This window comes from Streptomyces sp. NPDC007095, assembly GCF_040634475.1.
Classification (GTDB): Bacteria; Actinomycetota; Actinomycetes; order Streptomycetales; family Streptomycetaceae; genus Streptomyces.
Genome location: NZ_JBEYFS010000007.1, coordinates 18,912 through 35,577, shown reverse-complemented (window position 1 = coordinate 35,577; position 16,666 = coordinate 18,912). Strand labels below are relative to the sequence as shown.

15 protein-coding genes are annotated in these 16,666 nt (G+C 70.0%); 7 read left to right on the top strand and 8 right to left on the bottom strand.

Translation table 11 applies throughout. The annotated features are described in order from the left end of the window. Positions 1-83: 83 nt before the first annotated feature. Positions 84-1,115 (top strand): VTT domain-containing protein, encoded by a 1,032-nt coding sequence (locus ABZ656_RS04085; RefSeq protein WP_360264230.1) that lies wholly within the window; start codon positions 84-86, stop codon positions 1,113-1,115. A gap of 125 nt (positions 1,116-1,240) precedes the next feature. Here ABZ656_RS04085 and ABZ656_RS04080 read toward each other — a convergent pair whose 3' ends face one another. Beyond that, positions 1,241-2,881, bottom strand: a complete 1,641-nt coding sequence (locus ABZ656_RS04080) for a threonine/serine exporter family protein (protein ID WP_101399885.1) — start codon at positions 2,879-2,881, stop codon at positions 1,241-1,243. A 118-nt stretch (positions 2,882-2,999) separates the two neighbouring features. Next, entirely contained in the window at positions 3,000-3,491 is a 492-nt protein-coding gene (locus ABZ656_RS04075; RefSeq protein WP_054237475.1) for an inorganic diphosphatase, read from the bottom strand. Positions 3,492-3,570: 79 nt separating this feature from the next. On the opposite strand from ABZ656_RS04075, the gene dacB reads away from it, so the two are divergent. The 6 genes from dacB (at position 3,571) to folE (ending at position 11,274) form a co-directional block, all read left to right on the top strand. Continuing rightward, positions 3,571-5,184 carry a D-alanyl-D-alanine carboxypeptidase/D-alanyl-D-alanine-endopeptidase gene (dacB, locus tag ABZ656_RS04070; RefSeq protein WP_101399886.1) on the top strand — a complete coding sequence of 538 codons (1,614 nt, stop codon included), beginning with the start codon at positions 3,571-3,573 and terminating at the stop codon, positions 5,182-5,184. 120 nt (positions 5,185-5,304) lie between these two features. Next, positions 5,305-6,429, top strand: a complete 1,125-nt coding sequence (locus ABZ656_RS04065; protein WP_101399887.1) for a zinc-dependent metalloprotease — start codon at positions 5,305-5,307, stop codon at positions 6,427-6,429. Between the two features lie 192 nt (positions 6,430-6,621). Continuing rightward, on the top strand, positions 6,622-7,629 hold the full coding sequence (tilS, locus tag ABZ656_RS04060; protein WP_101399888.1) for a tRNA lysidine(34) synthetase TilS: 1,008 nt from the start codon (positions 6,622-6,624) through the stop codon (positions 7,627-7,629). A 110-nt stretch (positions 7,630-7,739) separates the two neighbouring features. Continuing rightward, positions 7,740-8,300, top strand: a complete 561-nt coding sequence (gene hpt, locus ABZ656_RS04055) for a hypoxanthine phosphoribosyltransferase (RefSeq protein ID WP_101399889.1) — start codon at positions 7,740-7,742, stop codon at positions 8,298-8,300. A 198-nt stretch (positions 8,301-8,498) separates the two neighbouring features. Further along, entirely contained in the window at positions 8,499-10,526 is a 2,028-nt protein-coding gene (gene ftsH, locus ABZ656_RS04050) for an ATP-dependent zinc metalloprotease FtsH (protein WP_101399890.1), read from the top strand. 142 nt (positions 10,527-10,668) lie between these two features. After that, on the top strand, positions 10,669-11,274 hold the full coding sequence (folE, locus tag ABZ656_RS04045) for a GTP cyclohydrolase I FolE (RefSeq protein ID WP_101403642.1): 606 nt from the start codon (positions 10,669-10,671) through the stop codon (positions 11,272-11,274). A gap of 36 nt (positions 11,275-11,310) precedes the next feature. Here folE and ABZ656_RS04040 read toward each other — a convergent pair whose 3' ends face one another. From ABZ656_RS04040 to ABZ656_RS04015, 6 genes are all read right to left on the bottom strand, one after another. Next, positions 11,311-11,799 (bottom strand): DUF3180 domain-containing protein, encoded by a 489-nt coding sequence (locus ABZ656_RS04040; protein WP_101399891.1) that lies wholly within the window; start codon positions 11,797-11,799, stop codon positions 11,311-11,313. Positions 11,800-11,855: 56 nt separating this feature from the next. Then, on the bottom strand, positions 11,856-12,467 hold the full coding sequence (gene folK, locus ABZ656_RS04035; protein ID WP_101399892.1) for a 2-amino-4-hydroxy-6-hydroxymethyldihydropteridine diphosphokinase: 612 nt from the start codon (positions 12,465-12,467) through the stop codon (positions 11,856-11,858). After that, positions 12,464-12,823 carry a dihydroneopterin aldolase gene (gene folB / locus ABZ656_RS04030; RefSeq protein WP_101399893.1) on the bottom strand — a complete coding sequence of 120 codons (360 nt, stop codon included), beginning with the start codon at positions 12,821-12,823 and terminating at the stop codon, positions 12,464-12,466. The genes folK and folB overlap by 4 nt, the downstream gene beginning before the upstream one ends. Before the next feature lie 291 nt (positions 12,824-13,114). Then, positions 13,115-13,609, bottom strand: coding sequence for a nuclear transport factor 2 family protein (locus tag ABZ656_RS04025; RefSeq protein ID WP_360264221.1), 495 nt, complete (start codon positions 13,607-13,609; stop codon positions 13,115-13,117). Next, the gene (gene folP, locus ABZ656_RS04020) at positions 13,606-14,466 is read right to left on the bottom strand and encodes a dihydropteroate synthase (RefSeq protein ID WP_101399895.1); all 861 of its coding nucleotides are present in this window, start codon (positions 14,464-14,466) and stop codon (positions 13,606-13,608) included. Before folP ends, ABZ656_RS04025 begins: the two co-directional genes overlap by 4 nt. A 318-nt stretch (positions 14,467-14,784) precedes the next feature. After that, entirely contained in the window at positions 14,785-16,590 is a 1,806-nt protein-coding gene (locus ABZ656_RS04015; RefSeq protein ID WP_101399896.1) for a phosphatidylglycerol lysyltransferase domain-containing protein, read from the bottom strand. Positions 16,591-16,666 lie beyond the last annotated feature (76 nt).

The following is a 16,666-nucleotide window of genomic DNA, read 5'->3' as shown; positions in this document are numbered from 1 at the left end:
TTTGGCCGACAGTACTGATGTGCTGCCGTACGGCCGTCCCAGGACCGCCGTCCTCTTCCTTCACCCCTCAGGAGCCCGGAACCGTGACGACGCTTGCCCTTGGTCCAAGCTGGCTGGATCCGAACACGCTCCTGGACAGCTACGGCATCTGGGGCCTGCTGCTCGTCGTCTTCGCCGAGTCCGGCCTGCTGATCGGTTTCTTCCTGCCGGGTGACTCGCTGCTGTTCACCTGCGGTCTGCTGATCACGTCGAACCAGCTCGACTTCCCGCTGTGGGCGGCCGTCGCCCTGATCTGCGTCGCCGCGGTCCTCGGCGACCAGGCGGGTTACCTGTTCGGCAAGAAGGTCGGCCCCTCGCTCTTCACCCGCCCGGACTCCCGCCTCTTCAAGCAGGAGAACGTGGTCAAGGCCCACGAGTTCTTCGAGAAGTACGGGCCCAAGTCCCTGGTCCTCGCCCGCTTCGTGCCCATCGTGCGCACCTTCACGCCGATCATCGCGGGTGTCAGCGGCATGAAGTACCGCTCCTTCATCACCTTCAACATCATCGGTGGTGTCCTGTGGGGCGCCGGCGTCACGCTGCTCGGCTCCTGGCTCGGCAAGATCGACTTCGTCAAGAACAACATCGAGGCGATCCTGATCCTGATCGTCCTCGTCTCGGTGGTCCCGATCGCCATCGAGTTCCTGCGGGCGCGCTCCAAGGCCAAGAAGAACCCGCCGGAGCCGGAGGCCCCGCAGGGCCCGGCCGCCTACCAGCAGCAGCCCACGGCCCCCGTCATGGACGACGCGACGCGCCCGCTGCGCATGCACCAGCCGCAGCAGAGCCAGGACCCGTACCAGCAGGACCCGTACCAGCAGGACCGGCACCAGCAGGACCAGTACGCCCAGGGCTACCCGCAGCAGCAGCCCCAGCAGCCGTACGGCAACCAGGACCAGGGTTACTACCAGGGCCAAGGTCAGGGCTACGACCAGAATTACGGTCAGAACTACGACCCGAACTATGACCCGAACTACGACCAGGGCCAGGGTTACCCGCCCCAGCAGCAGCCGCAGGGCTACCCGCAGCAGCCGTACGGCACGCAGCCGAACCCGTACAACCAGGGTTACCCCCGGAACTGAGCCAGGAAGCCGCGCCCCGAAGGGGGCGCGGTGCTGTGGCATGTGCGGCTCCGCCGCGTGGGCGCGACAAGCCACGACCCGCAGTCGCCACCCGGCACAACGCACCGAGTTCGTAGGCCCGGCGCTCAGAAGCCCCGCGTCCGCTTGGCAGCCCTTCGTCCCTCGGTGGAGCCCCCGGGCACTCGCAGGAACAGCCGCGAGATCTCCGACCCCAGGTTCACACCGATGGCGATGGCCATGGCGAGCGCCGCGGCCTTGGAGAGCGAAACCAGCCCCTTGTCGACGTTGCTCTGGGCGATCGACAGCAGCCCGAAGTAAGTGGCCGACCCTGGGAGCAGGGGCCCTATCGCGGCGGTCGTGTACGGCAGCGCGGACGCGAACCGGTAGCGGGACAGCAGCTGCCCGAAGAGGCCCACCAGGCCCGCCGCGACGGCCGTGGAGGCGACCGGCGAGATACCGCCCGGGTAGTGCATCGCCCCGTACACAGACCAGGCGACGCCTCCGTTGAGGGTCACCGCGAGCACGGTGGATCGTTCCTGCTGAAGCAGGACCGCGAAGGTCAGCGACAGCAGCATGGCGGCGGCGATCTGCACCAGGGGCCGCTCGGAGATGCTGAGCGCCTGGTCCGGATTGAGCGCGGCGCCGAACTTCACGCCGAAATAGAGCACGATGAGGACGCCGACGATGATGCCCACGAAGAGGTACATGACCTCCAGGAGGCGCGCGGACGCGGTGATGTAGAAGCCGGTCAGTCCGTCCTGGACGCCCGCGACGAGCGCTCGCCCGGGCAGCAGCGCGAACAGTCCACCGGTGATCACCGCGGACGAGTTCGCGTCGACGTGCGCGAGCTGGAGTGCGACCCCTATCGCGGCCGGCGGCATCGCGGCCACCGTGAACTGGTAGAACTCCGGCAGCCCGCGCCCCGCGCAGAGCCAGGCCAGCCGGTCGCCCAGCATCGCGCCGAGCGCCGCGGCGACGAACACGATCGCGTCACCGCCCACGAGCACCGAGGCCGCACCCGCCAGCAGTCCGCTGCAGCCGGTCAGCACCCAGCCGGGATACGGGTGCCGGTTGCGCCGCATCTCCGCGAGGCGCCGGTAGGCCTCCTCCAGGGAGAACGTGGTCTCCGGGTGGCTGAGGTCGTCGACGAGCCGGTAGACGGCCGCGAGCCGCGTGTAGTCGGTGCCCCGGCGGCGTACGGTCCGGGAGGCCGTCACGGGATCGTCCACCAGGGACGGCTGGTGCGAGATAGACAGCAGCGTGAAGGTGACGTTCGGCTCGCAGCGGTCCAGGCCGAACGAGCGGCAGACGGCGAACATCGCCGTCTCCACGTCCTCGGCGCCCTCACCGCCCGCGAGCAGCAACTCGCCGATGCGCAGCGTCAGGTCGAGCACGCGGGGGACGGCCGGGCCTGCCTCGTCCTCCTTGTGCAGCAGTTCGGGTGCCGGACGCTCGGCCACCGGCATGCGCAGCATCGTGCGCATCCGGTCCTGCCAGGGCACGTCCTTGGTCAGACTGACCACGGGGACGCCGGTCGCCGGTGTGAAGGCGGGCGGGGCGTGCTTCGCGCTGTAGGTGCGCGGGGTGCTGAACGCCGACCCCTCGGACTCGGTCCCGGCCGCCTCGGGCGGCACGAGCCCCTTGGGGACCGCGAACTCCGACGTGGTCCCCGATTCGTCCTCGACCGCCGGTGCCACGCCGTCCGGCTGTGCGAAGGCACTCCTCGCCTCGTCCGACTGCGGTTTGCGGTCCTCCGCCTCCGTCACCCACCACTCCCGCTGTTGCCGACCGTGCACCTCCCGTACGCCCCAGTATGCGCACGGATACGCGAACGGGCCGCGCCACCCCAGGAGGGGTCACGCGGCCCGCGGGGCTCAGGAGAGATCAGTGACCGCCCTGCTCCTTCAAGCGCTTGTAGGAACGCTCGATCTCGGCCTCGGCCTCCGCGCGGCCGACCCAGTTGGCGCCCTCGACGGACTTGCCGGGCTCGAGGTCCTTGTAGACCTCGAAGAAGTGCTGGATCTCCAGGCGGTCGAACTCCGACACGTGGTGGATGTCCCGCAGGTGCTCCACGCGCGGGTCGTGCGCCGGGACGCACAGCAGCTTGTCGTCGCCGCCGGCCTCGTCCGTCATACGGAACATGCCGATCGCGCGGCACTGGATGAGGCAGCCAGGGAAGGTCGGCTCGTCCAGGATGACCAGCGCGTCCAGCGGGTCGCCGTCCTCGCCGAGGGTGTTCTCGACGAAGCCGTAGTCGGCCGGGTAGCTGGTCGAGGTGAAGAGTCGACGGTCCAAGCGGATCCGACCGGTCTCGTGGTCCACCTCGTACTTGTTCCGCGAACCCTTCGGAATCTCGATCGTGACGTCGAACTCCACCGGTGGCTCCTCCATGATCAACACATAGTTCTGGTGATTAAGTGTCCCTCACGCAGGTGTGTGATCGCGAAAGGGGCTGGTGGTCGTGCCAGAGCTGAGGGCTTGGCGGGCCGCGAGACCGCATGTGGTGCGGATCAAGCGGACCGTGCAGCCGCACGTGACGCGGGTCGCGCAGGCCGTGCAGCCGCGTGTGACGAGAGCTGCGCAGTCCGTGCGACCGCATGTGGTGCGGGCTGCTCAAGCCGTGCGGCCGCGTTCCGTGAAGTTCACGACCCCGCAGCTCACAGCCGTCGCCGCCACCGCGGGCCTGGCACTCGCGGCCGGGGCGGTGGCCTTGGTCGGCCCCTGGGACTCCTCCGGTCAGCGTACGGCCGAGCGTGACTGGGCCGCATCGCGAGAAGGGGAGGGTGGCGCAGATCACGGACGTAGTTCCGATACGTCCCCCGCGGCGCCGAAGCCCGCGCCCAGCGCCGCCTCCGTGCTGATCGGTCTCGGCGGCTCCACCGTCTCGGTGCCCGCACCCGCCCAGAAGGCTCTCACGAACACCCTCGACCGGCTTCTGGGCGACCCCGCGCTCGGCGGGCGACGCACAGCAGTGGTCGTCGACGTGGCGACCGGCAAGCGGCTGTACGGCAAGGGCGCCGGCGACGCGCAGACCCCGGCCTCCACCACGAAGATCGCCACCGCGGTCGCCGTGCTCTCCGCGGCGGGCGCCGACCACCGCATCGAGACCCGCGCGGTCCTGGAGCCCGGCACCAAGGAGGTCGTGCTCGTCGGCGGTGGCGACCCCACGCTGACCGCGCGCAAGGAGGCGGCGGGCCTGGCGAGCCTGCGCACCCTGGCCGACGAGACGGCGACCGCCCTGAAGGCCCGTCATCTGACCGAGGTGACGCTCTCGTACGACACCTCGCTCTACACCGGTCCCGCCCTGCATCCCATCGGCACCAACCCCAACCTCGCGCCGGTCAGCGCCCTGATGGTCGACGAGGCCCGCACCGACGACTCGGCCAGCGGCCCGGTCACCCGCGCCGCGGACCCGGCGGCGGACGCGGCCGGGAAGTTCGCGCAGCTGCTGGAGGCCAAGGGCATCAAGACGGCGACCCCCGGCCCCTCCAGGGCGACGAACCGCTCGCAGTCCCTCGCCTCGGTCTCCTCGCCGCCACTGTCCGCCCTCATCGAGCGGATGCTGACGAACAGCGACAACGACATCGCGGAGGCCATGGCCCGCCAAGTCGCCCTCGCCACCGGCCGACCGGCCGATTTCGAAGGCGGCGCGGCGGCGATCGACGCCGAGCTGAAGAAGCTCGGACTCCCGCTGGCCGGCGCGCACTTCACGGACGGCAGCGGTCTGAACCGGGACGACAGGCTGACCGCGGACCTGCTCACGGCCCTCCTGGTCAAGGCCGGTGACCCCGCCCATCCCGAACTCCGGCCCATCCTGACCGGCCTGCCGGTCGCGGGCTTCACGGGCACCCTCAGCGACCGCTACGCCGACGACTCGTCCGGCACCGGTCTCGTGCGCGCCAAGACCGGCACGCTGACCGGGGTGAACACCCTGGCGGGCACGGTCGTCGACGCCGACGGCCGCCTGCTGGCCTTCGCCTTCCTGGCCTCCGACACGACCGACCCGTCGGCGGCGCAGTCGGCCCTGGACCGCACCGCCTCGGCACTGGCGGGCTGCGGCTGCCGTTAGGACCGGCCCGGCCGGGTCCTGGGCAAGGCCCGTACCACGAGCCCCGTGCGCCCCGGAGCACGGACGCATCCGGCGCCGTACCCCTCACCGCACTTGGGCCCGCTCACGTACGGTTGACGCATGACGAGCATCGGTGGTGCCGAGATGGTCGACTGGAATCTCGCGGTGGCGACCGCGACACGGCTTGTGCGGCCTGGCCCCGAGGTGAGCCGCGACGAGGCCCGAGAGGTCGTCGCGGAGCTGCGCCGGCATGCGAAAGCCTCGGAGGAGCACGTCCGGGGCTTCACTCGTATGGGCACGGAGGACATCCACGACACCCCCATCCTCGTGGTGGACCGCCCGGGCTGGGTACGGGCGAACGTCGCGGGGTTCCGGGAGCTCCTGAAACCCCTGCTGGACAAGATGCAGGAGCGGCGGGGGACCACCCCGGGCGGAGCAGTCCTAGGCGCCGTCGGCGGCAAGGTCACCGGCGTGGAGCTGGGCATGCTGCTGTCGTTCCTGTCGTCGCGCGTCCTCGGGCAGTACGAGACCTTCGCCCCGGCGACCAGGGAACTCCCGGCGGGTGAGACCGGCGGCGGCAGGCTCCTCCTCGTCGCGCCGAACATCGTCCACGTGGAGCGCGAACTCGACGTGGAGCCCCACGACTTCCGCCTGTGGGTGTGCCTGCACGAGGAGACGCACCGTACGCAGTTCACGGCCGTGCCCTGGCTGCGCGACCACCTGGAGGGCGAAATCCAGTCTTTCTTGGGCGAGACCGAGGTCGACCCCATGACGGTCCTGGAGCGCATCAGGGAGGCCGCCCAGTCACTCGCGGGCGGCCGTCCCGAGGGTGAGGAGGACGACGGGGCCCGGTCTCTGGTCGAGATCGTGCAGACGCCTGCCCAGCGGGAGATCCTCGGCCGCCTCACCGCCGTGATGTCCCTCCTGGAGGGCCACGCGGACTTCGTGATGGACGGTGTGGGCCCGGACGTGGTCCCGTCCGTGGGCGAGATCCGCGAGAAGTTCCAGCAGCGTCGGGCCAAGGGGGCCTCGCGGCTGGACCTCGCCCTGCGCAAGCTGCTCGGTTTGGACGCCAAACTGAGGCAGTACAGGGACGGTGAGCGTTTCGTGCGCGCGGTCGTCGACCAGGTGGGCATGGACGGCTTCAACCGTGTGTGGACTTCCCCGAACACCCTCCCGACCAAGACGGAGATCGCCAAACCGGCGGACTGGGTCGCGCGGGTGCACCGCAAGGCGGGGTCGTGAACCCTACGGCAAGGTCGTGAAACGAATTCGGCCGACGGCAGGTGAACGCCCCTCCAATCACCCGTCCGAGGGACCGTGAGCCAACGGTAGGCGTGCAATGCTCGGGGAACGGCCCGTTTCTGTCACCATCTACACACTCTGTGTGACCAGACTCGGGCTCACCCCCCGAAAACTTCATGAAGGGAACCGGACATGGGTCCCCATCCTGCGGTCGCGGCGATACGCCTGGCGGTCCGCCGCGTACTCCACGACATCCTCACCGACCACACCCGTCCCCCAGGCGAGTCCTCCCCGCTCGTCCTCGTCGCCTGCTCCGGCGGCGCCGACTCCATGGCGCTCGCCTCCGCTCTCGCCTTCGAAGCCCCCAAACTCGGCATCCGCGCCGGTGGCATCACCGTGGATCACGGTCTGCAGCCCGGCTCCGATCTGCGCGCCGACGACGTCGTCTCCCGCCTCGTCGAGCTCGGCATGACCCCCGTCGAGTCCCTCGCCGTCACCGTGGGCCGCGACGGCGGCCCCGAGGCCGCCGCCCGCGACGCCCGGTACGCCGCCCTGGACGCCGCCGCCGCGCGCCACGGCGCCTCCGCCGTCCTGCTCGGCCACACCCGTGACGACCAGGCCGAGACGGTGCTGCTGGGCCTCGCCCGCGGCTCCGGCATCCGCTCCCTGTCCGGCATGGCCGCGGTCTCGGGGGCCGGCGGCCGTTACCGCCGGCCGTTCCTGCACCTGGACCGGCAGACCGCCCGCAAGGCCTGCATGGTCCAGTCGCTGCCCGTCTGGGACGACCCGCACAACGCCGACCCGGCCTACACCCGCTCCCGGCTGCGCCACGAGGGCCTGCCCGCCCTGGAGAAGGCGCTCGGCAAGGGAGTCGTCGAGGCCCTCGCCAGGACGGCACAGCTGTCCCGCGACGACGCCGACGCCCTCGACGCCTGGGCCCGCCAGGCCGAGGCCTCCGTACGCGACACGGCGGGCCTCCTGGAGTGCGCGAAGCTCTACGCCCTGCCGCCCGCCGTTCGCCGCCGCATCCTGCGCCGCGCCGCCATCGAGGCGGGCGCCCCGGCCGGTTCGCTGTTCGCCCGCCACATCGAAGAAGTCGACCGGCTGATCACCGGCTGGCGCGGTCAGGGAGCCATCAATCTCCCGGGCAAAGTCGTCGCTCAGCGGCAGGGTGGCAGACTGGTGATTCGGCAAGGCTGAAACCGGACCCTCCATCGGGACCGCTCACGCGGCTCTCCGGGACCCCTCACTCGGGTCACGGGCGGTCCGGGTGGCCGCCCAGGAAAAGTGGGACCGGACGACCGAAAGTGATGCGGGTGGACGCGAAAGACATGGGCACCGACCTCAAGTCGGTGCTCATCACCAAGGAAGAGATCGACGCCAAGCTGGCTGAGCTGGCCGCGAAGATCGACGCGGAGTACGCGGGCAAGGACCTGCTGATCGTCGGTGTTCTCAAGGGCGCCGTCATGGTCATGGCGGACCTCGCGCGTGCGCTGTCCACCCCCGTCACCATGGACTGGATGGCGGTGTCGTCGTACGGCGCGGGCACCCAGTCCTCGGGTGTGGTGCGGATCCTCAAGGACCTCGACACCGACATCAAGGGCAAGCACGTCGTGATCGTCGAGGACATCATCGACTCCGGGCTGACCCTGTCCTGGCTCATCTCCAACCTCGGTTCCCGCGAGCCTGCCTCCCTCAAGGTGTGCACGCTGCTGCGCAAGCCGGAGGCGGCGAAGGTCGCGATCGACGTGGAGTGGGTCGGCTTCGACATCCCGAACGAGTTCGTGATCGGTTACGGCCTCGACTACGCGGAGAAGTACCGCAACCTCCCGTTCGTCGGTACGCTCGCGCCTCACGTCTACGGCGGCTGAACCCCCGGGTCCCAGTCCTCGTAAGACGATCGGGAACCCCAGCGGGTTTCGCGCCGTTGGAGCATGCGTGGGCGGGATTGCCAGTCGTCCCCTGCAGCTTCGGGTGACAATGCTGGGGTACCGTCCGAAGAACAGTCTTTATAAGTCTTTATCAAACTCACTATGGCAGGAGGGACGGGGCGGCACCGCTCCGTATGGATGGACGTGAAGCGATACTTCCGTGGGCCGGTCATGTGGATCGTGCTGGCCGTCCTTGCCGTGGTCGTGTTGATGCAGGTCGTCGGCTCGTCCGGCGGCTACAAGACAGTGGACACCGGCCAGGTCGTCCAGGCGATCAATGACAACAAGGTCCAAGAGGCCAAGCTGACCACCGGTGACGAGCAGGTCATCAAGGTGCAGCTCAAGGATGGCCAGAAGGTCTCCGGCAGCTCCAAGATCCAGGCGAGCTACATCGGTGACCAGGGCGTCAACCTCGCCAACACACTCCAGGACAAGTTCCAGAACAAGCAGATTCCGGACGGCTACACGGTCTCGCCGTCCAAGCAGAACCCGTTCCTCGGCATCCTGCTGTCTCTGCTTCCCTTCGTCCTCATCGTCGTCGTCTTCCTGTTCCTGATGAACCAGATGCAGGGTGGCGGCTCCCGGGTCATGAACTTCGGGAAGTCCAAGGCGAAGCTCATCACCAAGGACACCCCGAAGACGACGTTCTCGGACGTCGCGGGCTCGGACGAGGCGGTCGAGGAGCTCCAGGAGATCAAGGAGTTCCTCCAGGAGCCGGCGAAGTTCCAGGCCGTCGGGGCGAAGATCCCCAAGGGCGTGCTCCTGTACGGGCCTCCTGGAACCGGTAAGACGCTGCTCGCACGCGCTGTCGCGGGCGAGGCAGGCGTCCCCTTCTACTCGATCTCGGGTTCCGACTTCGTCGAGATGTTCGTCGGTGTCGGTGCTTCCCGAGTCCGTGACCTGTTCGAGCAGGCCAAGGCGAACGCTCCGGCGATCGTCTTCGTCGACGAGATCGACGCGGTCGGCCGCCATCGCGGCGCCGGCCTCGGCGGTGGTCACGACGAGCGCGAGCAGACGCTGAACCAGCTGCTCGTCGAGATGGACGGCTTCGACGTGAAGGGCGGTGTGATCCTCATCGCCGCCACGAACCGGCCCGACATCCTCGACCCGGCGCTGCTGCGTCCCGGCCGCTTCGACCGCCAGATCGCGGTCGACCGCCCGGACATGCAGGGCCGTCTGGAGATCCTCAAGGTTCACCAGAAGGGCAAGCCGGTCGCGCAGGACGTCGACCTCTCGGCCGTCGCCCGCCGCACCCCCGGCTTCACGGGTGCCGATCTCGCCAACGTGTTGAACGAGGCCGCGCTTCTGACGGCCCGCAGCGACATGAAGCTGATCGACAACTCCATGCTGGACGAGGCGATCGACCGCGTGGTCGCGGGCCCGCAGAAGCGGACCCGGATCATGTCGGACAAGGAGAAGAAGATCACCGCGTACCACGAGGGCGGCCACGCCCTGGTCGCGGCGGCGTCTCCGAACTCCGACCCGGTCCACAAGATCACGATCCTGTCGCGTGGCCGTGCCCTCGGCTACACGATGGTCCTGCCGGACGAGGACAAGTACTCCACGACGCGCAACGAGATGCTGGACCAGCTGGCTTACATGCTGGGCGGCCGCGCGGCCGAGGAGCTCGTCTTCCACGACCCCACCACGGGCGCTGCGAACGACATCGAGAAGGCCACCGCAACGGCCCGCGCGATGGTCACGCAGTACGGCATGACCGAGCGTCTGGGCGCGATCAAGTTCGGCGGCGACAACACCGAGCCCTTCCTGGGCCGGGAGATGTCGCACCCGCGCGACTACTCGGAAGAGGTCGCCGCGCTCGTCGACGAAGAGGTCAAGAAGCTCATCGAGAACGCGCACAACGAGGCCTGGGAAATCCTGGTCGAGAACCGCGACGTCCTCGACCAGCTGGTGCTCCAGCTGCTGGAGAAGGAGACGCTGAGCAAGGAGCAGATCGCCGAGATCTTCGCTCCGATCCACAAGCGCCCGGCCCGCCCCGCGTGGACCGGCTCCTCCCGGCGCACCCCGTCCACCCGCCCGCCGGTGCTCTCCCCCAAGGAGCTGTCACTGACGAACGGGGCGAACGGCTCGACGTCGGCCATCGCCAATGTGACGGAGTCCGTCCCGGCGAAGGAAGTGGCTCCGGAGGACCGCTCCGAGAGCTGATCCGGCTCCCGGCGGCCCCACCAGGCCCGGAATGGATGCCGCGCCCCCCAGGTTCTAGCCTGGGGGGCGCGGCATTTTCGCACGACCGCACGTTTTGGACGCGTCGACCAGCACGCGCAAGATCCACAGGAACGAGGACCACATGACCGACCCCGTGACGCTGGACGGCGAAGGTGTGATCGGCGAGTTCGACGAGAAGCGCGCCGAGAACGCCGTACGGGAACTTCTCATCGCGGTCGGCGAGGACCCGGACCGCGAGGGACTGCGCGAGACGCCCGGCCGGGTCGCCAGGGCGTACAGGGAGATATTCGCGGGGCTGTGGCAGAAGCCCGAGGACGTGCTGACGACCACCTTCGACCTCGGACACGACGAGATGGTGCTCGTGAAGGACATCGAGGTCCTCAGCAGCTGTGAGCACCACCTGGTGCCGTTCGTGGGCGTGGCCCATGTCGGCTACATCCCGTCCACGGACGGCAAGATCACGGGTCTGTCGAAGCTGGCCCGGCTCGTGGACGTCTACGCCCGGCGGCCGCAGGTCCAGGAACGGCTCACCACGCAGATCGCCGACTCCCTGATGGAGATCCTGGAGCCGCGCGGTGTGATCGTCGTCGTGGAGTGCGAGCACATGTGCATGTCGATGCGCGGGGTGCGCAAGCCCGGCGCGAAGACCATCACCTCGGCCGTGCGCGGCCAGCTGCGCGATTCCGCCACCCGCAACGAGGCGATGAGCCTGATCATGGCGCGTTAGCGCCCCGGCCCGCACGCCCGCTGCGCGCCCCGTCCGTCAGGCGACGGGGGCCGCGCCCCCGTGTTCGTTGTCGTCGTCCTCCGGGAGCTTGCATACACGCTCCAGGAAGAAGGCGGCCGCTATCACGGCGATGCCGGCGAGGACCGAGAAACCGGCGTAGATGGCCTGGTCGCGACGGGCGGGGATGTCCAGGGACTCGAGCAGGAACGCGCCCGTACCGCCGTACATGCCCGACACCAGGGCCGCGACCAGGGCGCTCGCCTGGCCGAAGACGACCGCGCGGGCCGCCATCAGAGGGTCGACGCCCTTGGCGCCGGGGCGGCGTTCACGCTGGGCCTTGAGGCGGGCGCGCAGCGAGAGGGCCGTGGACAGCAGGACGACGGCGATCAGGGCCAGGACGATGGGGGCGGCCAGCGGGACCCGCGGGAGGGTCCCCACCGCGCTCCACAGGCGTGCGCCCGCCCAGGACAGCACACCGGCCACGACGAACACGGCTGCCAGCGTCCTGATGCGCAGCTGTTTCACGTTGTTGTCCCTTTGCCCCTCTTGTAAGCCCGTCTTGGTCGTCCTGACCTTAACGACTACTCGGGCAGCCGGAGTTCCAGGTCGGGCCGGGGCAGGACACCTTCCCGGGTGACGGCGGTGAGCAGGTGGGCCACGGGGCCGCGGTCGGGCAGCTGGGCCTCGGGCTCCACGTCGTGCCAGGGAGCCAGTACGAAGGCCCGTTCGTGGGCGTGCGGGTGAGGGAGGGTCAGGACCGGGTCGCCGGAGACGACATCGGCGTACGCCACGATGTCCACGTCGATCGTGCGCGGGCCCCAGCGCTCGTCCCGTACGCGGTGGAAGGCCTCCTCGATCGCGTGTGCCCGCTCCAGGAGCGAGGACGGCGGGAGGGTGGTCTTGAGGACCACCACCGCGTTGAAGTACGTCGGCTGGCTGCCCGGTTCGACGCCCCAGGGTTCCGTCTCGTAGACGGGGGAGACCGCCTTGACGCGGAGGCCAGGGGTGTCCTCCAGGGCGTCGACGGCGCCCTGAAGGGTCTCCAGGCGGTTGCCCAGGTTCGAGCCGAGGGAGAGCACCGCCCGTTTCGGGTTCTGCAGGGTCGTGTCGGCGGCGTCCACCCGCTCGACCACGGAGGCGGGCACCGGCTGTACGGTCGGGTCGCTCTGACCCTCGGTGAAGTAGGCGGTCATACTCGGCTCCGGGTGATCGTGACGGTCACGTCGTCGAAGGGGACCGTGATCGGCGCGTCCGGTTTGTGCACGCAGACCTCGACCTCCTGGACCCCGTCGTGCTTCAGGCAGGTCTGGGCGATGCGCTCGGCGAGGGTCTCGATGAGGTCGACGGGCTCGCCCTCGACGACGGCCACGACCTCCTCCGCCACGATGCCGTAGTGCACGGTCTTCGACAGGTCGTCCTCGGCCGCGGCCGGTCGGGTGTCCAGGCCCAGCTTCAGGTCCACGATGAAGGTCTGGCCTTCCTCGCGTTCCTTCTGGAAGACACCGTGGTGCCCGCGGGCCTTGAGGCCGCGCAGCGCGACACGATCCACGCGAATCACTCCTGCAATCGTCGGTAGCGGCCGATGTCCACCGAGTGCGGTCGGCGCACCGGCCTCAAACGAATCTACCTGCGGGCACTGACAGAGCTCGCCCGCGGGTACGCGCGCCCACATGATGGTCATGAGGCTTCATCGGGCGTTTCCCCTGGGGAACACGGCGGCTCACGGGTTGGTAGCCGCCCCTACCCAGCGGTTCGTGATTCCAACCACTCCTTGGTGCCCGTGGACCGCCCGCCCACCCGACCGGGGGTGTCCGGGGGCTCAGCTGGGGTGTTCTCGTCCTCAGCCGGGGGTGTCCTCGTCCTCGTCCTCGCCCGATTCGGCGAGTACGGGTGAGGCGTGGTGCGACCAGAGCTTCCAGCCGTCGGCCGTGCGGCGGAACACGTTCGTGGCGACGACCAGCTGGCCGACGAGCGGGCCGAGCTCGTCGCTGTCGTCGGGGGCGGGGCCGCCGCTGAGGATGTTCTCGGTGCAGGTCACCAGCGCGGTGTCGCCCGTGACGGAGACGTGCACGTCCGTGAGGAAGAACTGGATGTACTCCGTGTTCGCCATGATCAACGCGTACGAGCGCAGGACCTCGCCACGGCCGTTGAGGACCGGCCAGCCGGGGTGGACGCAGGAGATCACCGCGCCGTCGCCCTCGATGTCGTCGTCGGCGGTGTCCAGGGGGGCCAGCCACAGCGACGACAGTCCTTCGAAGTCACCTCGCTCGAGTGCCTCGTAGAAGGCGGTGTTGGCGAGTTCGACCTGCTCGATGTCGGTGCGGGGTGCGCTCACTGGGCTCCCTCTACGGCCCGGGCGACTCGTACGGCGTCGGCGGTGGCCCGTACCTCGTGGACGCGAACCGCCCAGGCACCCTGGTGGGCGGCGAGCGCGGAGACGGCGGCGGTGGCGGCGTCCCGTTCGCGGGCCGGCGGCGGGGCGCCCTCAGGGCCCGCCAGTACGCGGCCCAGGAACCGCTTGCGGGAGGCGGCGACGAGCAGGGGGTGGCCGAGTTCGCTCAGCCGGTCGAGGTGGGCGAGCAGCGACAGGTCGTGCTCGGAGTCCTTGGAGAAGCCGAGGCCCGGGTCGACGACGATGCGGTCGGGGGCGATGCCGCCCGCCAGAACGGCCTCCACACGTGCGTGCAGCTCGTCGGCGACTTCGGAGACGACGTCCGCGTATGTCCCCCTCACGTTGCCGCCCTCGAGGAAGCCGCGCCAGTGCATGACCACGAAGGGTGCGCCGGCCGCGGCGACGGCGGGGATCATCGCGGGGTCGGCGAGACCGCCGCTCACGTCGTTGACGAGGGCGGCGCCCGCGGCGAGCGACTGCTCGGCGACGGATGCGCGCATGGTGTCGACGGAGACGGTGACGCCCTCGGAGGCGAGGCCGCGGACGACCGGGATGACGCGCTTGAGCTCTTCCGCCTCGTCGACGCGGGTCGCGCCGGGGCGGGTGGACTCACCGCCGACGTCCACCAGGTCGGCGCCCTCGGTGACCAGGTCGAGGCCGTGTTTGACGGCGGCCGTCGTGTCGAACCAGCGGCCGCCGTCGGAGAAGGAATCGGGGGTCACGTTGACGACCCCCATGACCGCGCAGCGGTCCCAGGTCGGCAGTCCCGCGACGTGGCCGCGGCGGCGCTCGGAGTTCATACGTCCAGCCTAGGCCTCCGGCGGAGGGCCGAATCGTCTGCGGGTTCGCTCCGGTCCGGGTCTTTCGGCCGCTTCGCGGCCTGTTTCCCGCGCACCCACCTGACGCGGTCGGCCAGGCAGTCCCGTCGGGGTGTGGTCTCGGGAGGGTGAGGAGCGCCTTCGGGGTGGGGTCTCGTTCGGGTGAGCAGTCGCCTTGAAAAGGGCGGACGTCTTGATATCGGGCCCAGGAGAGGCCACGGCCCGAGCGAGGGTCCCCAGGGCTGGGGTAGGGGCCCTCGCTCGGGCCTGTTCAAGGGGGCTACGCCGCCCTGACCGGGGCTACGCCGCCCTGACCCCGCGTTCCGCCACGCCGTGGGCGCAGGGGCGCGGAGCCCGTGCGCGGCGGCGCAGCAGGCTCGGGAGGGCCAGGTTCACGAAGCCCTCGGCCTGCATGGCGGCGAAGCCGATGCGCGGGAGGTCGCGGGAGGAGCCGTAGACGACGAAGCGGGGCTCCCAGCGGGGGCGGAACTTCGCGTTGAACTTGTACAGGGACTCGATCTGGAACCAGCGCGAGAGGAAGACGAGCAGGCCTCGCCAGGCCCGCAGCACCGGCCCCGCGCCGATCTTCTCGCCGCGTGCCAGCGCCGAGCGGAACATCGCGAAGTTGAGCGAGATCCGCTTGATGTCCAGACGCGGGGACGCCTCGAGCGCCGCCACGATGAGGAGCTCGTTCATGCCGGGGTCGGCCGAGCGGTCGCGGCGCATGAGGTCGAGGGAGGCCCCGTCCGTGCCCCAGGGGACGAAGTGCAGGACGGCCTTCAGGTCGCCGTACGGGCCGAGCGCGTCGTCCGCCTTGTGGGCGGTGGCGATCAGGCAGTCGCCGTCGGACGGGTCGCCGATGCGGCCGAGCGCCATGGAGAAGCCGCGCTCGGTGTCCGTGCCGCGCCAGGCCTCGGCCGCACGCCGTATCCGCTCCAGCTCGCCCTCGCTGAGGTCACGGATGCGCCGCACCCGGGTCTCGTAGCCAGCCCGTTCGATGCGCTTCACCATTTGACGCACGTTGCGCATCGCGCGTCCGGACAGGGAGAAATCCGCGACGTCCACCACCGCCTCGTCGCCGAGTTCGAGGGCGTCGAGGCCGGTCTCGCGGGTCCACACCTCGCCGCCCGTCTCCGAACAGCCCATGACGGCGGGGGTCCAGGAGTGGGCCTTGGCCTCGTCCATGAAGCGTTCGATGGCGCCGGGCCAGGCCTCGACGTCACCGATGGGGTCGCCGCTGGCGAGCATCACGCCGGAGACGACGCGGTAGGTGACGGCCGCCTTGCCGCTGGGGGAGAAGACGACGGCCTTGTCGCGGCGGAGCGCGAAGTGGCCGAGCGAGTCACGGCCGCCGTGCTTGTCCAGCAGGGCCCGCAGCCGGGTCTCGTCGTCCTCCGTGAGGCGGGCGGCGGGGTGTTCGGGCCGGAAGGCCAGGTAGATCGTCGTGACGGCGGTCAGCCAGCCGAGCGCGCCGAGCGAGAAGGCGACCGTCCAGGATGTGGACCCGGCGTAGTCGACGGGGCCTTCGAAGCCGACCAGGCCGTACAGGACGTGCGTGATGCGGTCGGCCAGGCTCGGGTCGCCGACCATCCGGTTCTGGTGGGCGCTGACGATGACCAGTCCGAGGGCGAGGGAACCGGCGCCCATGAGGACGAAGTTGGCGAGCGCGCGCCAGCGGCTGCGCGGGTCGGGCAGGGCGGCGAACTCGCTCCGGTGGCGCAGCAGCGGCGCGAGCAGCGCCACGGAGAGGACGACGCCGATGATCGAATGGCGGTACGCGAACTGGGCGACGGCACCCGCCGGCAGCAGGACCACGGCGGCCCGCCACGCCCGGCGCTTGCGGCGCCGCAGTCCATGAGCGAGCAGCAGCAGGAGTACGCCCGCGCTGAGCGACAGCGCCGCGGCGAAGGGGCCGAACGAGCCCGGCAGCACCTCGGCCATGGCGTGCATACGGCTGCGCCGGAAGCGCGGGAAGACCCCCGCGGCGATGTCCAGCACCCCTACGAGGGTGCAGGCCCTGGCGACGAGGGCGGGAACGACCTCTGGGCGCGGACCACGGAGTATGCGTCGCGTCCTGCCCGTGCGGTCTGGAACCTCGCTCGACATTTCCCCATCTATCCTGACAGACATCGCATCCCGTAGTTCTGCGAGAGACCTTGAATCCGGCGCCATTCCGGCATCC

Excerpts from the sequence above, each read along its gene's own strand:
- folE (WP_101403642.1), top strand. The coding sequence starts at position 10,669 with ATGACCGACCCCGTGACGCTGGACGGCGAAGGTGTGATCGGCGAGTTC.
- ABZ656_RS04065 (WP_101399887.1), top strand. The coding sequence starts at position 5,305 with ATGACGAGCATCGGTGGTGCCGAGATGGTCGACTGGAATCTCGCGGTG.
- folK (WP_101399892.1), bottom strand. The coding sequence starts at position 12,467 with ATGACCGCCTACTTCACCGAGGGTCAGAGCGACCCGACCGTACAGCCG.
- ftsH (WP_101399890.1), top strand. The coding sequence starts at position 8,499 with ATGGACGTGAAGCGATACTTCCGTGGGCCGGTCATGTGGATCGTGCTG.
- folP (WP_101399895.1), bottom strand. The coding sequence starts at position 14,466 with ATGAACTCCGAGCGCCGCCGCGGCCACGTCGCGGGACTGCCGACCTGG.
- tilS (WP_101399888.1), top strand. The coding sequence starts at position 6,622 with ATGGGTCCCCATCCTGCGGTCGCGGCGATACGCCTGGCGGTCCGCCGC.
- ABZ656_RS04015 (WP_101399896.1), bottom strand. The coding sequence starts at position 16,590 with ATGTCGAGCGAGGTTCCAGACCGCACGGGCAGGACGCGACGCATACTC.
- hpt (WP_101399889.1), top strand. The coding sequence starts at position 7,740 with ATGCGGGTGGACGCGAAAGACATGGGCACCGACCTCAAGTCGGTGCTC.